Raw genomic sequence first — 15835 nt, 5'->3', positions numbered from 1 at the left:
CCGCGAGACCGGTGCGGGCGCTCAGTCGCGGCCGGTGAACGTCGGCGTGCGCTTCTGCTGGAACGCCGCGAATCCCTCGCGATAGTCGGCGGTCTGCGCGAGCGCCGCCTGCGCCGCGCTCTCGCCGCCCATCGACTGCCACAGCCCGAGCCGCTCGTCGCGGAGCCCCCGGATGAGCTCCTTCGAGGCGATGTAGGCGAGCGTCGGGCCCTGTGCCGCGTGAGCCGCGGCGGCGCGGGTCGCCTCGAGCACGGCGTCGTCGGGGAAGGCCTGCGAGAAGAGGCCCGCGGCGACGGCCTCGACACCCGTCATGAGCCGGCCGGAGTAGATGAGGTCGAGCGTGCGGTGCGCGCCGAGCCGCTCGAAGAAGAGCGCGTGCCCGCCCGAGTCGAGCGTTGCGCCGAGCGCGGCGAAGGGGCTGCCGACCTTCGTCGACTCGGCCACGTAGACGACGTCGGTCGCGATGAGCAGGCCGAGGCCCACACCGAGCGCGGCGCCGTGCGCGGCGGCGAAGGTCGGGGCGGGGAACGCCGACATCCGCTGCAGCAGCGGCTGCACCTGCTCGTGCAGGAAGCCCGTCACGTCGTCGGTGCGGGGGTCGACGCCCGAGATGTCGCGGCCGGCGCAGAACACCTTGCCCTCGCCGCGCAGCACGAGCGCGCGCACGCCGGCGCGCTCGGCCTCGGCGTACGCATCCGACAGCTCCGAGAGCGCGGATGGGTCGAGGGCGTTGCGCTTCTCGGGCGCGTTCAGCACCACCTCGGCGATGCCGTCGGCGATGGTCAGCTCGATCATGGGGACTCCTTCGTCCGGTCTTCGGTCGTCGAGTAGGCCCGGAGGGCCGTATCGAGACGTGTCGGCGGGGTCTCGATGCGCGTCCTCCGGACGCTACTCGACCAGCGGGGGAGGCTCAGACGTCGTAGTCGACCACGACGCGCGCGGTGTCGGGCTGCGGGTGCGACTGGCACGTGAGCACGTAGCCGCGCTCGAGCTCGTCCGGTTCCAGCGCGTAGTTCTCCGTCATGTGCACGCTGCCCGAGACGACCTTCGCGCGGCACGTGCCGCACACGCCGCCCGCGCACGCGAACGGCACGTCGGGTCGCACGCGCAGCGCCGCGTTGAGGATCGACTCGCGCGCCGCGATCGGGCTCTCGACTTGCGTCGACTGCCCGTCGAGCGTGAAGTCGAGCGTCCACGTCTGCTCGCCCGCCTCGACCTGCACGGGCCGGCCGCGGTCGCCGCCGGCGTCGTCCGGGCGACCGGTCGTGAACAGCTCGAAGCGCACGTGCGCCGGCTCGACCCCCTTCGCCTCGAGCACGTCGCGGCACAGCTGCACGAGCTCGAACGGCCCGCACAGGAACCACTCGTCGACGCTCTCGGGGCGGATGAGGTCGGTGAGGATGCGCTCGAGCCGCTCCTGGTCGATGCGGCCCGACATGAGCGGCGCCGCGCGCTGCTCACGCGAGAGCACGTGGTGGAGCGCGAGCCGCGCGGGGTAGCGGTCCTTGAGGTCGGCGAGCTCCTCGATGAACATGACGTCGAGGGTCGAGCGGTTGGAGTACACGAGCGAGAACGTCGAGGTCTCGGAGCGCGCGAGCACCTCGTGCGCGAGCGCCATCATCGGGGTGATGCCCGAGCCGGCCGCGATGCCGACGACGTGCGCGCCGTCGACCCGCTCGAGCGCCGAGGTGAACGTTCCCTGCGGCACCATCACGTCGATGCGGTCGCCGGGCCGCAGCTCGCTGTTCGCCCAGGTCGAGAAGCGGCCGCCGAGGTCGCGCTTGATCGCGACCGCGATCGAGCCGGGGGTCGGCGGTCGGCAGATCGAGTAGGAGCGGCGCAGCTCCTGCCCGTCGATCGTCTTCCGCAGCGCGAGGTGCTGGCCGGCGACGTAGCCGAAGTCGTCGTGCAGGGCCTCGGGCACCGCGAAGGTCACCTCGACTGAGTCGGCGGTGAGCGGTCGCACCTCGGCGACCTCGAGCTCGTGGAAGCGGGCACGCTTGCGCGAGGTCGACGAGCCGAGCCCCGTCGAGCCCAGGTTGATCGCCGCCACGTCAGTGCACCTTGAAGTGGTCGAAGGGCTCGAGGCACGCGAGGCACTCGAAGTGGCTCTTGCACGCGGTCGAGCCGAAGCGCGACACCTCCCGGGTGCGCAGGCTCCCGCAGCGGGGGCACTTCACGCCGAGCGAGAGCGGGATCGGGCCGGAGCGCTCGCCCGCGCGGTGCGTCGGCGGGGCGATGCCGTACTCCTCGAGCTTCGCCTTGCCGGCCTCGCTCATCCAATCCGTCGTCCACGCGGGGGAGAGCGTGAAGTCGACGCGCACGTCGTCGAAGCCCTCCGCCGTGAGCGCGAGCAGCACGTCGTCGCGCATCTGGTCGATCGCGGGGCAGCCGGAGTAGGTGGGCGTGAGCGTCACGACGATCGTGCCGCCCTCGAGCCGCACCTCGCGGAGCACGCCGAGATCGTCGATCGTGAGGACCGGCACCTCGGGGTCGACGACGGCGGCCGCGACCTCGCGGGCGCGCTGGAGCTGAGAGCGGAGACCCTTTCGGGTCTCCGCCGCGACGCCAGCGCCGGGGCCCGTCTCGGGCCCCGGGTTCGGCCGCGTCGGCGGGAGCTTCGGAGCAGCCACGATCACCACGTCGCTCCCGGGTGGCGGCGCGCGAGCACCTGCATCTCGGCGAGCAGCGGGCCGAGGTGCGTCGAGTGGTTGCCGAAGCGGCCGCCGCCGGAGGACTGCCCGATCTTCGGGTTCACGAAGTCGGCCTCCGCGATCTCAGCCTCGGCAAGCACGGCGGACCAGATCTCGTCGAATCCCGCGCGCAGGCTCGAGGGGAGCGGCGCGGCGTCGCCGAGCCGCTCGTGCAGCTCGTCGTCGCGGAAGAGCTCGTCGATGTAGGGCCACGTGTCGGTGAGGGCGACGAGCATCCGCGCGCGGGACTCCTCGGTGCCGCCCGCGAGGCGCAGGGTCCACTGCACGGCGTGGTCGCGGTGGTAGGCGACCTCCTTGACCGACTTCGCCGCGATCGCCGCGAGCGACGCATCCGTCGACGCCGACAGCGCGGTGTAGAGCTCCTGCATGTAGATCGCGGCGATGAGCCCGCGCGCGATCGTGTGCGCGAAGTCGCCGTTCGGCTGCTCGAAGAGCCACGCGCAGCGGAACTCGTGCTCGTCGCGCCAGTAGGCGAGGTCGTCCTCGGAGCGACCGGTCGCGGTGCCGGCGTAGTGCAGCAGGCTGCGGGCGTGCCCGAGCAGGTCGAGCGCGATGTTGCCGAGCGCCATGTCCTCCTCGAGCTCGGGTGCGCGCGAGATCCACCAGCCGAGCCGCTGCGAGAGGATGAGCGCGTCGTCGCCGAGCCGCATCGCGTACTCCGCGACGTCCGGGCTCGCCGTCGTGGACGCATCCGCCCCCGTCAGCTCGGCCGAGAGGTCGACGTCGTCGACCGAGACGTGCACGTCGGCGGCCTCCGCCTCGTGCAGCGCCGCGATCGACGCGGCGTCGCGCTTGGTCGTCGCGGGAGCGGGCTGGGCCGCCTTCGCGGACTCGGCGAGCTCCGCGTCGTTGAGCTGGGCGTTCACAGGTGCGGCACCTCCGCGCTCTTCTCGTAGTACTTCGCGTGGCGGTAGTTCTTGCCCGCGGGGCTCTCGAAGAACGCGCCCTTCAGGTCGGGATCGCTCGTCGTGATCGCGCTCGAGCGCACGACCCACACCGACACGCCCTCGTTGCGGCGCGTGTAGAGGTCGCGCGCGTTGCGCAGCGCCATCTCGTCGTCGGGCGCGTGCAGCGAGCCGACGTGCACGTGGCTCAGGCCTCGGTTGGCGCGCACGAACACCTCGTACAGCGGCCAGCCCTCGCCTGCCACGTCTCCGGGGGTGGACATCGTCGTCTCCTCTGTCAGTCGGGGTGGTCTCGATGCGCCGGCCTGCGGCCGGCTGCTCGACCAACGGAAAGCGGTCAGGCGGCCTGGCGCTGCTTCGCCGCCTGCTTCTCGGCGTATGCCGCGGCGGCCTCGCGCACCCAGGCGCCCTGCTCGTGCGCCTCGCGGCGGTGCTGGATGCGCTGCGCGTTCGCCGGGCCGCGGCCCGCGAGCACCTCGTTGAACTCGGTCCAGTCGATCTCCGACATGTCCCACTGGCCGGTCTCGTCGTTCCAGCGGAGGTTCGGGTCGGGCAGCGTGAGCCCGAGCACCTCGGCCTGCGGCACGAGCATGCCGACGAAGCGCTGGCGCAGCTCGTCGTTCGAGAAGCGCTTGATCTTCCACGCCATCGACTGCGCCGAGTTGGGCGACTCGTCGTCGGGCGGGCCGAACATCATGAGTGAGGGCCAGTACCAGCGGTTCACCGCGTCCTGCGCCATCTCGTGCTGCTCGGGGGTGCCCTGGCTCAGCTCGAGCAGGATCTCGAAGCCCTGCCGCTGGTGGAACGACTCCTCCTTGCAGATGCGCACCATCGCGCGGCCGTAGGGGCCGTACGAGGCGCGGCACAGCGGCACCTGGTTGCAGATCGCGGCGCCGTCGACGAGCCAGCCGATCGCGCCCATGTCGGCCCACGTCGGCGTCGGGTAGTTGAAGATCGACGAGTAGCGGGCGCGCGAGGTGATGAGCTGCTCGGTCATCTCGTCGCGGCTGATGCCGAGCGTCTGCGCGGCGGAGTAGAGGTAGAGCCCGTGCCCGGCCTCGTCCTGCACCTTCGCCATCAGGATCGCCTTGCGCTTGAGGCTCGGCGCGCGCGAGATCCAGTTGCCCTCGGGCTGCATGCCGATGATCTCGGAGTGCGCGTGCTGCGAGATCTGCCGGATGAGCGTCTTGCGGTACGCCTCGGGCATCCAGTCGCGCGGCTCGATGCGCTGGTCGGCCTCGATGATCGCGTCGAAGCGGGCCTGCAGCTCCGCGACGTCGTCGTCGGGGTGCAGGGCGGATGCGTCGGGTGCGGTGAGCGTCATCGTCGACTCCGTCTCGTCGGTTCGTTCCCGGCCGATTCGATCCGAATTAGTGACCGAACGTTCAGTAAGTATAGACTCGGGTGCGGCGGACCTGCAACGGGTGCGCCGGACCTCGCCGGACGACGCAATGGAGCGCGCATGCTGGAGACGCGGAACCCCGAGATCACGCGGGACGAGACGTGGCTCGCCACGATCATGGCCGAGACCGATCGCGCCAAGGAGGCCTTCGGCATCGAGATCGCCGAGCTCGAGCGCGGCCGCGCCGTGCTCACGATGCAGATCACCGAAGCGATGGTGAACGGCTTCGGCATCACCCACGGCGGGCTCGTCTTCACCCTCGCCGACACCGCGTTCGCCTACGCGTGCAACGAGGACGCGACGGTGACGGTCGCCTCCGGCGCCGACATCACCTTCGCGAAGGCGACGCACGCGGGCCAGACCCTCATCGCGACCGCCGAGCGCCGCTGGCGCTCGGGCCGCAACGGCCTCTACGACGTGTCGATCGTCGACGAGACGGGCGAGACGGTCGCCGAGTTCCGCGGCCGCTCGTTCGGCACCTCCCGCCCCGCGCCCTCGACGCCCGCGGGCGCCGGCGGCCCCGCCTGAACCCACCCCCGCCCACCCGACCCGCTGGTCGAGCAGCCGGCCGCAGGCCGGCGCATCGAGACCAGACCCCCTGATCAGCTCGATACGGCCCTTCGGGCCTACTCGATGTCCGAGGAACGAACAGGAGCAACGATGCTCGACCAGACCACCGCATCCGCCGACCTCCGCGACGTCGGCGAGCGCCTCTCGCTCGACGAGCTGCGCGCGCTGCAGCTCGAGCGGCTGCAGCAGACCGTGCGGCACGCGTACGACAACGTGCCGACCTACCGCGCGAAGCTCGACGCGGCCGGGGTCGGCCCCGACGACATCCGCTCGCTCGACGACCTCTCGCGGCTGCCCTTCACGACGAAGGAGGACCTGCGGCAGGCCTACCCCTTCGGCATGTTCGCGGTGCCGATGGCGCAGGTGGTGCGCATCCACGCCTCCTCCGGCACGACCGGCCGGCCGACGGTCGTCGGCTACACCCAGGACGACCTCGACAACTGGGCCGAGGTCGTCGCGCGGAGCCTGCGGGCCGCGGGCGTGCAGCCGGGCTGGAAGGTGCACAACGCCTACGGCTACGGCCTCTTCACCGGCGGCCTCGGCGCGCACTCGGGCATCGAGCGGCTCGGCTGCACCGTCATCCCGGTCTCGGGCGGGCAGACGGCGCGCCAGGTGCAGCTCATCCGCGACTTCGAGCCCGACGCGATCATGTGCACGCCGTCCTACCTGCTGACGATCGCGGATGCGTTCGAGGAGGCCGGGCTCGACCCGCGCGAGACGACGCTCAAGGTCGCGATCTGTGGCGCCGAGCCGTGGACGAACGAGATGCGGCTCGAGCTCGAGCGGCGGATGGGCATCGTCGCGGTCGACATCTACGGCCTCTCGGAGGTCATGGGACCGGGCGTCGGCAGCGAGTTCGCCTCGACGAAGGACGGCCCGACGATCTGGGAGGACCACTTCCTGCCCGAGATCATCGACGCCGAGACGGCCGAGCCGGTCGCCGACGGCGAGATGGGCGAGCTGGTCTTCACGTCGCTCACGAAGACGGCGTTCCCCGTCATCCGCTACCGCACGCGCGACCTCACGCGGCTGCTGCCCGGCTCGGCGTCGCCGACGATGCGCCGCATCGAGAAGATCACCGGCCGCAACGACGACATGATCATCCTGCGCGGCGTCAACCTCTTCCCGACGCAGATCGAGGAGATCGTGCTCGCGATCGAGCACCTCACGCCGCACTTCGTGCTCGAGCTGACGAAGGCCGGGCGGATGGATGCGCTGACGGTGAAGATCGAGTGCATGCCCGACGTCGGTGAGGAGGCGTCGAAGGCCGCCGCGGCGATCCTGCGCGAGCGCGTGAAGGAGCACATCGGCACCTCGGTCGGCGTCGAGGTCGTGCCGGCCGGCTCGCTGCCTCGCTCCGAGGGCAAGTACAAGCGCGTCTACGACTTGCGCGGTGGAGCTTGAAGCGGAGGCCCTTTCGGGCCTCCGCCGCGACCCCAGCCCCGAGGCCCGTCTCAGGCCTCGGGGAGCGCCGATGACGCTGGAAGACTGGTGAGATGACCACCGCCACCGAGCCCGCCCGCCGCGGCCGCCCCGGCTACGACCGCGACTCGATGCTCGAGGTCGTCGTCGAGGTCTTCAACGAGCGCGGCTACGACGCCGCCTCGCTCGGCTCGATCGCCGAGAAGCTCGGGCTGTCGAAGTCGGCGATCTACCACCACTTCGCGTCGAAGGAGCAGATGCTCGAGGTCGCGCTCGGCCGCGCCCTCGACGCGCTCGAGGCGGTCTTCGAGTCGCCGGAGGCGACCACGGGGCCGGTCGTCAGCCGCATCCGCCACGTCGTGCGCGGCGCTGTGCTCGTGCTGTGCGAGCAGATGCCGTTCGTGACGCTGCTGCTGCGGCTGCGCGGCAACACCCCGATCGAGCTCGAGGCGATGCGCCGGCGGCGCGAGTTCGACCGCAAGCTGCGCGCGCTCTTCGAGCTCTCGCGCGACGAGGGCACGCTGCGCGCCGACATGGACCCGCGCATCGCCGAGCGGCTCACGTTCGGCATGGTCAACTCGATCGTCGAGTGGTACCGCCCCGGTGGCTCGATCACCCCCGAGCAGCTCGCCGACTCGGTGCTCGAGCTCGTGCGGACGGGCTTGCGCGACCCCGCGTCGCTCTAGCGCTGCGCGATAACTTCTTCGCGGCACTCACCGCTCGGTGAATGTGCCGCCCGCCTCTACCGGGCCCAAGCGCGGCGACGCGAGCTGCAGCCCTGGCGTTCGCGGTCAGCGGAATTCGTTACCAAACCGTGATCTTCGCGTAGTGTCGACCGACGAACCGCGAAGGGCAGCCGTCGTGTCCGCCCCGAGAGCCCTCGCGCCATCGAATCCAATTGCACCGGTCGGGCGGTCGCGCGCGCTGAGCGCCGCCAGACGGGACCGCGGAGTTCATCGTGACCAAGCAGCACACCACCACTCGCGCGCGCCGTTCGAAGCGCGCCATCGGCGGGATCGTCGCCACCGGCATCGCGACCGTCGCGGGCGCCGTCCTCGTGCCCACCGCGGCGAACGCGGCATCCGACTCCACCTGGGACGCCCTCGCGCAGTGCGAGTCGGGCGGCAACTGGTCGATCGACACGGGCAACGGCTACTACGGCGGCCTGCAGTTCTCGCTCTCGACCTGGCAGGCCTACGGCGGCACGGGCAACCCGGCCGACGCGTCGCGCGCGGAGCAGATCCGCGTCGCCGAGAACACGCTCGCCGGCCAGGGCTGGGGCGCGTGGCCGACGTGCTCGGCGCGCATCGGCGCGAGCGGGGCGGCCGAGCCGCGAGCGGCTGCCCCGCAGCCCGCGCAGCAGGCGCAGCCTGCCCAGCAGCAGGCCCAGGCGGCGCCGGCGCAGCAGGCGCCTGCCGAGCAGCCCGCTCCCGCGCAGGCGGCTCCCGCCGCCCTGCAGCTGCCCGACGTGCAGCCGGGCGACGAGACCTACGAGGTCGTGCCCGGCGACACGCTCTTCGAGATCGCCGAGGCGCAGGGCGTCGAGAGCGGCTGGCTCGGCATCTTCGCCGTCAACCAGGACGCGCTGACGGACCCCGACCTGATCATGGCCGGCCAGCAGCTCGTGCTGCCCGCCGAGTAGCCACCACGCGGCGAGCGCCCCAGCACGCGAGGTGCTGGGGCGCTCGCCGCGTCGGCGGCCGATCAGGCTGAGGCGACCGGCGGGTTCGAGGCGTTCTCCTGCGTCTTGGCGACGTAGGTGAGCAGGTCGTACTGCGCGACGACCTCGTCGTCCTGGTTCGTGAGCACAGCATCCCATCGCACCTCGCCGTACGGGTCGGTCTCGCGCGGCGTGATCTGCTTCGCCGTGAGCGTCACGCGCAGCGAGTCGCCGGGGGAGACGGGCGTCATGAAGCGCAGGTTGTCGAGGCCCGTGTTCGCGAGCACGGGGCCCGGCGCCGGCTCGACGAACAGGCCCGCCGCGAACGACAGCAGCAGGTAGCCGTGCGCGACCCGGCCGGGGAAGAACGGGTTCGCCTCGGCCGCCGCCTGGTCCATGTGCGCGTAGAACTTGTCGCCCGTGAACTCGGCGAAGTGCTCGATGTCGTCGAGCGAGATCTCGCGCCGCTCCGAGACGACCTGGTCGCCGACCTTGAGCTCGGCGAGCGACTTCCGGAACGGATGCGGCGCCTCGGTCGAGGCCGGAGCCCCCTGGTGCCAGACGCCCGTGAGCGCCGTGAGCATCGTCGGCGAGCCCTGGATCGCGGTGCGCTGCATGTAGTGGAGCACCGAGCGGATGCCGCCGAGCTCCTCGCCGCCGCCCGCGCGGCCGGGGCCGCCGTGCACGAGCATCGGCAGCGGCGAGCCGTGCCCGGTCGAGGCGCGCATGTCGTCGCGGTCGAGCAGCAGCACGCGGCCGTTGTGCGGCGCGATGCGGCGCGTGAGCTCGGCGACGAACACCGGGTCGTGCGAGGCGACGGAGGTGACGAGCGAGCCGCCGCCGCGCGCGACGATCTCGGCGGCTTGCTCGGGCGAGCCGTACTCGACGAGCGACGAGACCGGGCCGAACGCCTCGATGTCGTGCAGCGCATCGGCCTCGGCGTCGCGGAACGCGAGCAGCGTCGGCGCGACGAACGCGCCGCCCTCGGCGAGGCCCATCGAGCCGTCGGCGAGGCGCACCTCGCCCGCGTCGCCGCCGACGACGATCTGGCCCCCGCCCTCGCGCAGCTTCATGACCTGCCCGAGCACTTCGTCGCGCTGCTCGAGCGAGGCGAGCGGGCCCATCGTGACGCCCTCGGCGCGCGGGTCGCCGACGACCACCTTCGCGACGATCCGCTCGCGCACGGCCTCGGCCACCGCATCCGTCATGCCCGATGGCACGAGCGCGCGGCGGATCGCCGTGCACTTCTGGCCCGCCTTCGACGTCATCTCGCTCACGAGGCCGCGCACGAAGGCGTCGAACTCGGGGGTGCCGGGCTCGGCGTCGGGGCCGAGCACGGATGCGTTGATCGAGTCGGTCTCGACCGTGAAGCGCACGCCGCCCGTCTGCACGGCGTCGTGCAGCCGCAGGCTCGCGGCCGTCGCCGCCGAGCCGGTGAAGCTCACGGTGTCGCCGAGCCGGAGGTGGTCGAGCAGGTCGCGCGCCGAGCCCGAGACGAGCTGGATCGCGCCGGCGGGGATGAGCCCCGACTCGACGAGGATCCGCACCATGTGCTCGGTGACGTAGCCGGTCGGGGTCGCGGGCTTGATGAGCGTCGGCATGCCGGCGAGGAACGCGGGCGCGAGCTTCTCGAGCGGCCCCCAGACGGGGAAGTTGAACGCGTTGATCTGCACCGCGACGCCCGGCAGGGTCGTGCAGATGTGGCGGGCGAGGAAGGAGCCGTCCTTCGAGAGCTGCTCGACCGGGCCGTCGAGGTAGATCGTCGACTGCGGCATCTCGCGGCGGCCCTTCGACGAGTAGGTGAAGAGCACGCCGATGCCGCCGTCGATGTCGACCCAGGAGTCGTGCTTCGTCGCGCCCGTGCGGCTCGAGAGCTCGTAGAGCTCGCTCTTGCGCTCGGTGAGCGCGAGCGCCATCTGCTTGAGCAGGATCGCGCGCTCGTGGAACGTGAGCGGCGCGAGCGAGTGCTGGCCGACGGTGCGGGCGTGCTCGAGCGCGCCCGGTAGGTCGAGCCCGGTGGTCGAGACGCGCGCGACCTCCTCGCCGGTCGAGGCGTCGCGCACGACAGCGGCGCCCTCGTCGCTCGCGGGCTCCCACCAGGCGTCCTGCACGTAGCTCGGCAGCAGTCGGGTGCGGGTCATCGTGTCGGTCATCGTCGATCCTCTCCTCCCCGTTCGTCGAGTAGGCCCGAAGGGCCGCATCGAGACGGAGTGCAGTGTGTTCGGTTGTCGCGGGTGGTCTCGATGCGCCGCTTGCGGCGGCTGCTCGACCAGCGGGGGTCAGGTCCAGTCGTAGAAGCCGCGGCCGCTCTTCTTGCCGAGCCGGCCCTCGGCGACCATGTCGCGCAGCAGCTGCGGCGGCGCGAAGCGCTCGCCGAGCTCGCGGTGCAGCTGCTCGGCGATGCCGAGGCGCACGTCGAGCCCGACGATGTCGGTCGTGCGGAGCGGCCCCACGGGGTGCTTGTAGCCGAGCTCCATCGCGAGGTCGATGTCGCCCGGGCTCGCGACGCCCTCCTCGACCATGCGGATCGCCTCGAGCCCGATCGCGACGCCGAGCCGGCTCGACGCGAAGCCCGGCGCGTCGTGCACCGTCACGGGCGTCTTGCCGATCGCCTCGACCCACGCGCGGGCGTCGTTCGCGAGCGCCGGGTCGGTGCGCTCGCCGAGCACGATCTCGACGAGGGCGGACGCAGGCACCGGGTTGAAGAAGTGGAGCCCGAGGAACCGCTCGGGGCGCGACAGCGCCGCCGCGAGGCGGTCGATCGAGATCGACGACGTGTTGCTCGCGAGCGAGGCGCTAGGCGACAGGACCGCCTCGACGCGCGCGAGCGCATCCGCCTTCAGTGCCTCGTCCTCGGGCACGGCCTCGATCACGAGGTCGCAGTCGACGAACGCGCTCGCTTCGACCGCGACGCGCAAGCGCCCCTCGAGCTCCTGCAGCGGCTCGGCCCAGCCGCGCTCGACGCTCTTGCGCAGGCTCTGGGCGACGCGGTCCTGGGCGGCGCTCGCGGCGGCGGGGTCGCGCTCGACCACGACGACGTCGCTGCCGGCGAGCACGAACGCGTGGGCGATGCCCGCGCCCATGCGGCCGCCGCCCAGCACGCCGACGCGCTCGGGCGCGCCGGCGCCCACCTGCGCGTCGGTGTCGTCGGGCCGCGGTCGCTCGTCGGGGGCGCCGGCTTCGGTCACGTCGGTCATCGGGACTCCTCCGTCGCTCGCTTCGCGCCGCGGCGCTCGAGGAACTCGGTCATGCGTCGCTGCTTCTCGGGGCTCTCGAACAGCACCGCCTGCTCGGCGAGCTCGATCTCGGGGTGCGCGCTCGCCGGCGCGAGCAGCGCGCGCTTCGTCGCTTGCGTCGCGGCCGGATCGAGCGCCGCGACGCGCTCGGCGATCGTCGCGGCGTGCTCGAGCGCCGCGTGCGACTCGACGACGGTGCTCACGAGCCCGGCGGCGAGCGCCTCGTCGGCGCCGAGGATGCGGCCGGTGAGCAGCATCTCGCTCGCGAGCGCGTCGCCGACGATCTCCTTGAGCCGCCAGGTCGCGCCCGCCGCGGCGATGATGCCGAGGCCGGTCTCGGGGTTGCCGATCTTGAGGCTCGGGGTGCCGATGCGGATGTCGGCGGCGTAGGCCAGCTCGGCGCCGCCGCCGAGCGCGTAGCCGTCGAGCACGGCGATGACCGGCATCGGCAGGGCCCGGATGCGCTGGAAGCAGCGGGTGTTGATGCCCTTGAGGGCGTCGGTCGCGCGCCGCTCGCGCAGCTGCGCGATGTCGGCACCCGCCGCGAACGTGCCGCCGGAGCCGGCGATGACGAGGGTGCGGCGCTCGACCTCGAGCCGCGCGCACAGCACGTGGAGCGCATCCACGAGGTCCTGGTCGATCGCGTTGCGCTTCTCGGGGCGGTCGAGGGTCGCGAGCACGAAGGCGCCGCGGTCCTCGACGCGCAGCGACTCGCTCATCGCCGCACCCCCTCGACCGAGGGATCTTCAACCGGATAGCCGGTGGAGCGCGACGCATATCGGCTCGCCCAACCGGCTGCCCGGTTGAAGATGGCTCGAGTCGCGGCGCCGCTCACGCGCGCTCCAGCAGGATCGCGGTGCCCTGGCCGACGCCGACGCACATCGTCGCGAGCCCGATCTCGGCCTGCTCGCGCTCCATGCGGCCGAGCAGCGTCACGATGAGGCGCGAGCCGGAGGAGCCGAGCGGGTGACCGAGCGCGATCGCGCCGCCGTCGGCGTTGACGATGGCGTCGTCGAGGCCGAGCCGGCGGATGGTGCCGATCGACTGCGTTGCGAACGCCTCGTTGAGCTCGATCGCGCCGATGTCGTCGACCGAGTAGCCCGTGCGCGCGAGCAGCTTCTCGGTCGCGGGCACGGGACCGAGGCCCATGATCTCGGGGGCGATGCCGGCGCTCGCGCCGCCCACGATGCGCGCGCGGGGCGCGAGGCCGAAGCGCTCCACCGCGGCCTCGCTCGCGACCACGATCGCCGAGGCGCCGTCGTTGAGCGACGAGCTGTTGCCGGCGGTGACGACCGAGCCGCCGCCCACGACGGGCTTGAGGGCCGCGAGCCGCTCGAGGCTCGTGTCGCGGCGCGGCTGCTCGTCCACGGAGACTTCGCCGCCGCGCGTCGGCACCGCGACGATCTCGGCCTCGAAGCGGCCCTCGTCGATCGCCGCGATCGCGCGCTGCTGCGAGCGGAGCGCGAACGCGTCGGCCTCCTCGCGCGTGATGCCGTCGACGCGGGCCACCTCCTCGGCCGTCTCGGGCATCGCGAACGTCGCCTTGTCGCGCGCGACGAGCTTGGGGTTGGGGAAGCGCCAGCCGATCGACGTGTCGTACGCCTCGCCGGGCTTCGCCCACGCGCGCTCGGGCTTCGCCTGCACCCACGGGGCGCGCGTCATCGACTCGACGCCGCCGGCGACGACGATGTCGGCGTCGCCCGCCTTCACCATCTGCGAGGCCATGATCACGGCCGACATGCCGGATGCGCACAGGCGATTGACGGTGATGCCCGGGATGTCGTCGGGCAGGCCCGCGAGCAGCACCGACATGCGCGCGACGTTGCGGTTGTCCTCGCCGGCCTGGTTCGCGGCGCCGAGGATGACCTCGTCGATCGCGTGGGCGGGGATGTCGGCGCGCGCGATCGCCTCGGCGACGACGAGCGCTGCGAGGTCGTCGGGCCGCACGCCCGCGAGCGTGCCGCCGTAGCGGCCGACCGGGGTGCGTGCTCCGCCGATGAGGAAGGCCTCGGGCAATGGGGCTCCTGACTCCGTCGTCGTGACACCGGATGCGGTCGTGAATTAGTGACCGATCGTTCAGGAATACCTTACGGGCCCGCTCCTGGCCCCGCAACACCGGTGCGGATGCGTCAGTGACGGCGGGCGCGCCGCACGACCTCGCCCGCGCCCCACGCGGTGACGATGACGGCGCCGCCGACGACGAGGATCGTGGCGGCGCCGATCGCGAGGGCGGCGAGCGCGAGGTCGGCGGCGACGAACAGCAGGTCGAAGATCTCCATGCTCCGACGCTAGGAATCGGAGCGCATCCGCCGCGTCCGTCCGGGGTCGACGGATGGTCATCCCTCGGGATGATCCGCCGCGCCGCGGCATCGGCGTGCCACAGTGGGACCATGCCGATCGAGCCCGACACGAAGGACTGGACCTGGGTGCTGCGCGAGCGGTGCCCCGAGTGCGGCTTCGACCCCGCGCTCGCCGAGCGCGGCGAGCTCGGCCCGCGCATCCGCGACGCCGCGGCCGCGATGCACGCGCGGCTGCACGGCGACGCGGTGACCGAGCGGCCCGACGACTCGACGTGGTCGCCGCTCGAGTACGCGGCGCACGTGCGCGACGTCTGCACGGTGATGCGCTCGCGGCTCGACCAGATGCTCACCGAGGACGGCCCGGAGTTCGCGAGCTGGGATCAGGATCAGGCGGCGATCGACGGCGACTACGCGAGCCAGGAGCCCGAGCACGTCGCGGTCGAGCTCGACCTCGCGGCGGCCGAGCTCGCGAACGCGGCGGATGCGGTGCCCTCCGACGCGTGGGACCGCCCCGGCACGCGGTCGAACGGCTCGGCGTTCACGGTCGAGTCGCTGCTCGTCTACGCCCTGCATGACCTCGAGCACCACGTCCAGGACGTGCGGCGCTGAGCGGCGAGCCACCGGGGCACGACGCCTCCGGCGAGAGCGCGCTCGCGCTCGGCGTCATCGCGCTCGCGTGCCTCGCGCTGCCGATGGTGGGCGACGTCGTCTCGCTCCTGGCTGCGCTCGCGGCGGTCGGCGTGGGCCTGCTCGGCATCCGACGGCACGCCCGCGGCCGCGCGAAGCGCGTGTGGCCCGCGCTGCTCGGCACGATCGCCGGTGGCCTCGTCGCGCTCGTCGCGGCGGTGCTCCTGCTCGGCTCCGCGGCGTCCACGGGCTGAGCTGAGCCGGGCTCAGCCCGGGCCCTGGGACGGCTCAACGCGCGTGCAGGGCGGAGGACGGCATGCGGCATCGCGTGGAGCATCCTGCGAGAAGCGTGACTTCCCGGACGACGTTACGCTGAGCCTGATCGTTCAGGCTTGCGCCGTGGCCGTCTCCGCTCCGCCCCTCGAGCTCTCCGCTCCGACGGTGCTGCCAGCACGCAGTGGCGCACCGGCTCCCCGGGCGCTCCTGGAGCGCCTCCGTCGGCCTCGGACGCTGCTCGCCCTCGTCCTGCTCGTGCTCATCGGCGCCGGGATCGCGGTGTTCACCGGTGCGACGGCGAGGAGCGAGCCGATCGCGCCGCTCGGGGCCGCGGCCGACATCCCAGGCGGCGTCGCCCGGGTCAACGGGGTGATCCCGCTCGAGCGCGACGGCTGGCTGCCGGCCGATCCGCCCGCGGTGCTCACGGACCCCGTGCCGGAGGGCAGGCACCTCGTGCGCGTCGAGCTCCAGCTCGCCGCGCTCGACGCCGAGGGGACGGCGTTCATCGCGGACGACTACTCGATCCTCGGGCTCGGGGCGGAGCGCGTCCGCGTGCTGTGGGCATCGCCCGCAGCGGCCGACGTGCGGCGCGGGGAGGTGCTCGACACGACGCTCGTCTTCGAGATCCCCGACCGCGCGATCGCGCTCACGCTCGAGGGTGAGCGCGGCGGTCGGCTCGCGCTCGGAGCAGAGCACCACACATCCGACCGATGACCTGAGCCA

General features: G+C 72.6%; 18 protein-coding genes. 7 read left to right on the top strand and 11 right to left on the bottom strand.

All coding sequences use genetic code 11. The features are described from left to right. Positions 1-21 precede the first annotated feature (21 nt). The 6 genes from JQT67_RS07600 to paaA form a co-directional block, all read right to left on the bottom strand. Complete coding sequence (locus tag JQT67_RS07600) at positions 22-795, bottom strand: enoyl-CoA hydratase/isomerase family protein (RefSeq protein ID WP_208064157.1); 774 nt, start codon at positions 793-795, stop codon at positions 22-24. A 115-nt stretch (positions 796-910) separates the two neighbouring features. Continuing rightward, positions 911-2053 carry a 1,2-phenylacetyl-CoA epoxidase subunit PaaE gene (gene paaE / locus JQT67_RS07595; RefSeq protein ID WP_307864259.1) on the bottom strand — a complete coding sequence of 381 codons (1143 nt, stop codon included), beginning with the start codon at positions 2051-2053 and terminating at the stop codon, positions 911-913. A 1-nt stretch (position 2054) separates the two neighbouring features. Then, positions 2055-2633, bottom strand: a complete 579-nt coding sequence (gene paaD / locus JQT67_RS07590) for a 1,2-phenylacetyl-CoA epoxidase subunit PaaD (protein ID WP_208064156.1) — start codon at positions 2631-2633, stop codon at positions 2055-2057. A gap of 2 nt (positions 2634-2635) precedes the next feature. After that, the gene (gene paaC / locus JQT67_RS07585; RefSeq protein WP_208064349.1) at positions 2636-3490 is read right to left on the bottom strand and encodes a 1,2-phenylacetyl-CoA epoxidase subunit PaaC; all 855 of its coding nucleotides are present in this window, start codon (positions 3488-3490) and stop codon (positions 2636-2638) included. Positions 3491-3576: 86 nt separating this feature from the next. Then, positions 3577-3882, bottom strand: coding sequence for a 1,2-phenylacetyl-CoA epoxidase subunit PaaB (gene paaB / locus JQT67_RS07580; RefSeq protein ID WP_031223242.1), 306 nt, complete (start codon positions 3880-3882; stop codon positions 3577-3579). A gap of 74 nt (positions 3883-3956) precedes the next feature. Then, positions 3957-4943, bottom strand: a complete 987-nt coding sequence (gene paaA, locus JQT67_RS07575; RefSeq protein ID WP_021009573.1) for a 1,2-phenylacetyl-CoA epoxidase subunit PaaA — start codon at positions 4941-4943, stop codon at positions 3957-3959. 138 nt (positions 4944-5081) lie between these two features. Between paaA and paaI the strand changes: the two genes are divergently transcribed. From paaI to JQT67_RS13760, 4 genes are all read left to right on the top strand, one after another. Next, positions 5082-5549, top strand: coding sequence for a hydroxyphenylacetyl-CoA thioesterase PaaI (paaI, locus tag JQT67_RS07570; protein WP_243755806.1), 468 nt, complete (start codon positions 5082-5084; stop codon positions 5547-5549). Between the two features lie 132 nt (positions 5550-5681). After that, positions 5682-6995: a phenylacetate--CoA ligase PaaK gene (paaK, locus tag JQT67_RS07565; protein ID WP_208064155.1), complete on the top strand. Its 1314-nt coding sequence runs from the start codon at positions 5682-5684 to the stop codon at positions 6993-6995. 92 nt (positions 6996-7087) lie between these two features. Then, a complete protein-coding gene (locus JQT67_RS07560; protein WP_021009576.1) occupies positions 7088-7699 on the top strand; it encodes a TetR/AcrR family transcriptional regulator in 612 nt (203 codons plus the stop codon). A gap of 272 nt (positions 7700-7971) precedes the next feature. Beyond that, positions 7972-8655: a transglycosylase family protein gene (locus tag JQT67_RS13760; protein ID WP_307864258.1), complete on the top strand. Its 684-nt coding sequence runs from the start codon at positions 7972-7974 to the stop codon at positions 8653-8655. A gap of 62 nt (positions 8656-8717) precedes the next feature. Here JQT67_RS13760 and paaZ read toward each other — a convergent pair whose 3' ends face one another. The 5 genes from paaZ to JQT67_RS07530 form a co-directional block, all read right to left on the bottom strand. Then, positions 8718-10826 (bottom strand): phenylacetic acid degradation bifunctional protein PaaZ, encoded by a 2109-nt coding sequence (paaZ, locus tag JQT67_RS07550; protein ID WP_243755805.1) that lies wholly within the window; start codon positions 10824-10826, stop codon positions 8718-8720. Between the two features lie 126 nt (positions 10827-10952). Continuing rightward, complete coding sequence (locus JQT67_RS07545) at positions 10953-11870, bottom strand: 3-hydroxyacyl-CoA dehydrogenase family protein (RefSeq protein ID WP_208064154.1); 918 nt, start codon at positions 11868-11870, stop codon at positions 10953-10955. Beyond that, complete coding sequence (locus JQT67_RS07540; RefSeq protein ID WP_208064153.1) at positions 11867-12628, bottom strand: enoyl-CoA hydratase/isomerase family protein; 762 nt, start codon at positions 12626-12628, stop codon at positions 11867-11869. The genes JQT67_RS07545 and JQT67_RS07540 overlap by 4 nt, the downstream gene beginning before the upstream one ends. Positions 12629-12740: 112 nt before the next feature. Further along, the gene (locus JQT67_RS07535; protein WP_208064152.1) at positions 12741-13925 is read right to left on the bottom strand and encodes an acetyl-CoA C-acyltransferase; all 1185 of its coding nucleotides are present in this window, start codon (positions 13923-13925) and stop codon (positions 12741-12743) included. Positions 13926-14038: 113 nt separating this feature from the next. Continuing rightward, positions 14039-14188: a hypothetical protein gene (locus JQT67_RS07530; protein WP_208064151.1), complete on the bottom strand. Its 150-nt coding sequence runs from the start codon at positions 14186-14188 to the stop codon at positions 14039-14041. 111 nt (positions 14189-14299) lie between these two features. Here JQT67_RS07530 and JQT67_RS07525 point away from each other — a divergent pair, with 111 nt between their 5' ends. From JQT67_RS07525 to JQT67_RS07515, 3 genes are all read left to right on the top strand, one after another. Next, positions 14300-14818, top strand: coding sequence for a DinB family protein (locus JQT67_RS07525; protein ID WP_208064150.1), 519 nt, complete (start codon positions 14300-14302; stop codon positions 14816-14818). Between the two features lie 83 nt (positions 14819-14901). Then, positions 14902-15090: a hypothetical protein gene (locus JQT67_RS07520; protein WP_208064149.1), complete on the top strand. Its 189-nt coding sequence runs from the start codon at positions 14902-14904 to the stop codon at positions 15088-15090. A gap of 145 nt (positions 15091-15235) precedes the next feature. Beyond that, the gene (locus JQT67_RS07515) at positions 15236-15826 is read left to right on the top strand and encodes a hypothetical protein (protein WP_208064148.1); all 591 of its coding nucleotides are present in this window, start codon (positions 15236-15238) and stop codon (positions 15824-15826) included. The last annotated feature ends 9 nt before the right edge of the window (positions 15827-15835 follow it).

Source organism: Agrococcus sp. TF02-05, assembly GCF_017565345.1.
In the GTDB taxonomy this organism is placed as follows: domain Bacteria; phylum Actinomycetota; class Actinomycetes; order Actinomycetales; family Microbacteriaceae; genus Agrococcus; species Agrococcus pavilionensis.
This window is presented reverse-complemented; position numbering and strand designations above follow the sequence as displayed.

What these genes read in the sequence shown, in the direction of transcription:
- paaZ (WP_243755805.1), bottom strand. Translation starts at nt 10,826, where the DNA reads ATGACCGACACGATGACCCGCACCCGACTGCTGCCGAGCTACGTGCAG.
- JQT67_RS07520 (WP_208064149.1), top strand. Translation starts at nt 14,902, where the DNA reads ATGGTGGGCGACGTCGTCTCGCTCCTGGCTGCGCTCGCGGCGGTCGGC.
- paaK (WP_208064155.1), top strand. Translation starts at nt 5,682, where the DNA reads ATGCTCGACCAGACCACCGCATCCGCCGACCTCCGCGACGTCGGCGAG.
- JQT67_RS07560 (WP_021009576.1), top strand. Translation starts at nt 7,088, where the DNA reads ATGACCACCGCCACCGAGCCCGCCCGCCGCGGCCGCCCCGGCTACGAC.
- paaB (WP_031223242.1), bottom strand. Translation starts at nt 3,882, where the DNA reads ATGTCCACCCCCGGAGACGTGGCAGGCGAGGGCTGGCCGCTGTACGAG.
- paaI (WP_243755806.1), top strand. Translation starts at nt 5,082, where the DNA reads ATGCTGGAGACGCGGAACCCCGAGATCACGCGGGACGAGACGTGGCTC.
- JQT67_RS07545 (WP_208064154.1), bottom strand. Translation starts at nt 11,870, where the DNA reads ATGACCGACGTGACCGAAGCCGGCGCCCCCGACGAGCGACCGCGGCCC.
- paaA (WP_021009573.1), bottom strand. Translation starts at nt 4,943, where the DNA reads ATGACGCTCACCGCACCCGACGCATCCGCCCTGCACCCCGACGACGAC.
- JQT67_RS07525 (WP_208064150.1), top strand. Translation starts at nt 14,300, where the DNA reads ATGCCGATCGAGCCCGACACGAAGGACTGGACCTGGGTGCTGCGCGAG.
- JQT67_RS07530 (WP_208064151.1), bottom strand. Translation starts at nt 14,188, where the DNA reads ATGGAGATCTTCGACCTGCTGTTCGTCGCCGCCGACCTCGCGCTCGCC.
- JQT67_RS07540 (WP_208064153.1), bottom strand. Translation starts at nt 12,628, where the DNA reads ATGAGCGAGTCGCTGCGCGTCGAGGACCGCGGCGCCTTCGTGCTCGCG.
- JQT67_RS07600 (WP_208064157.1), bottom strand. Translation starts at nt 795, where the DNA reads ATGATCGAGCTGACCATCGCCGACGGCATCGCCGAGGTGGTGCTGAAC.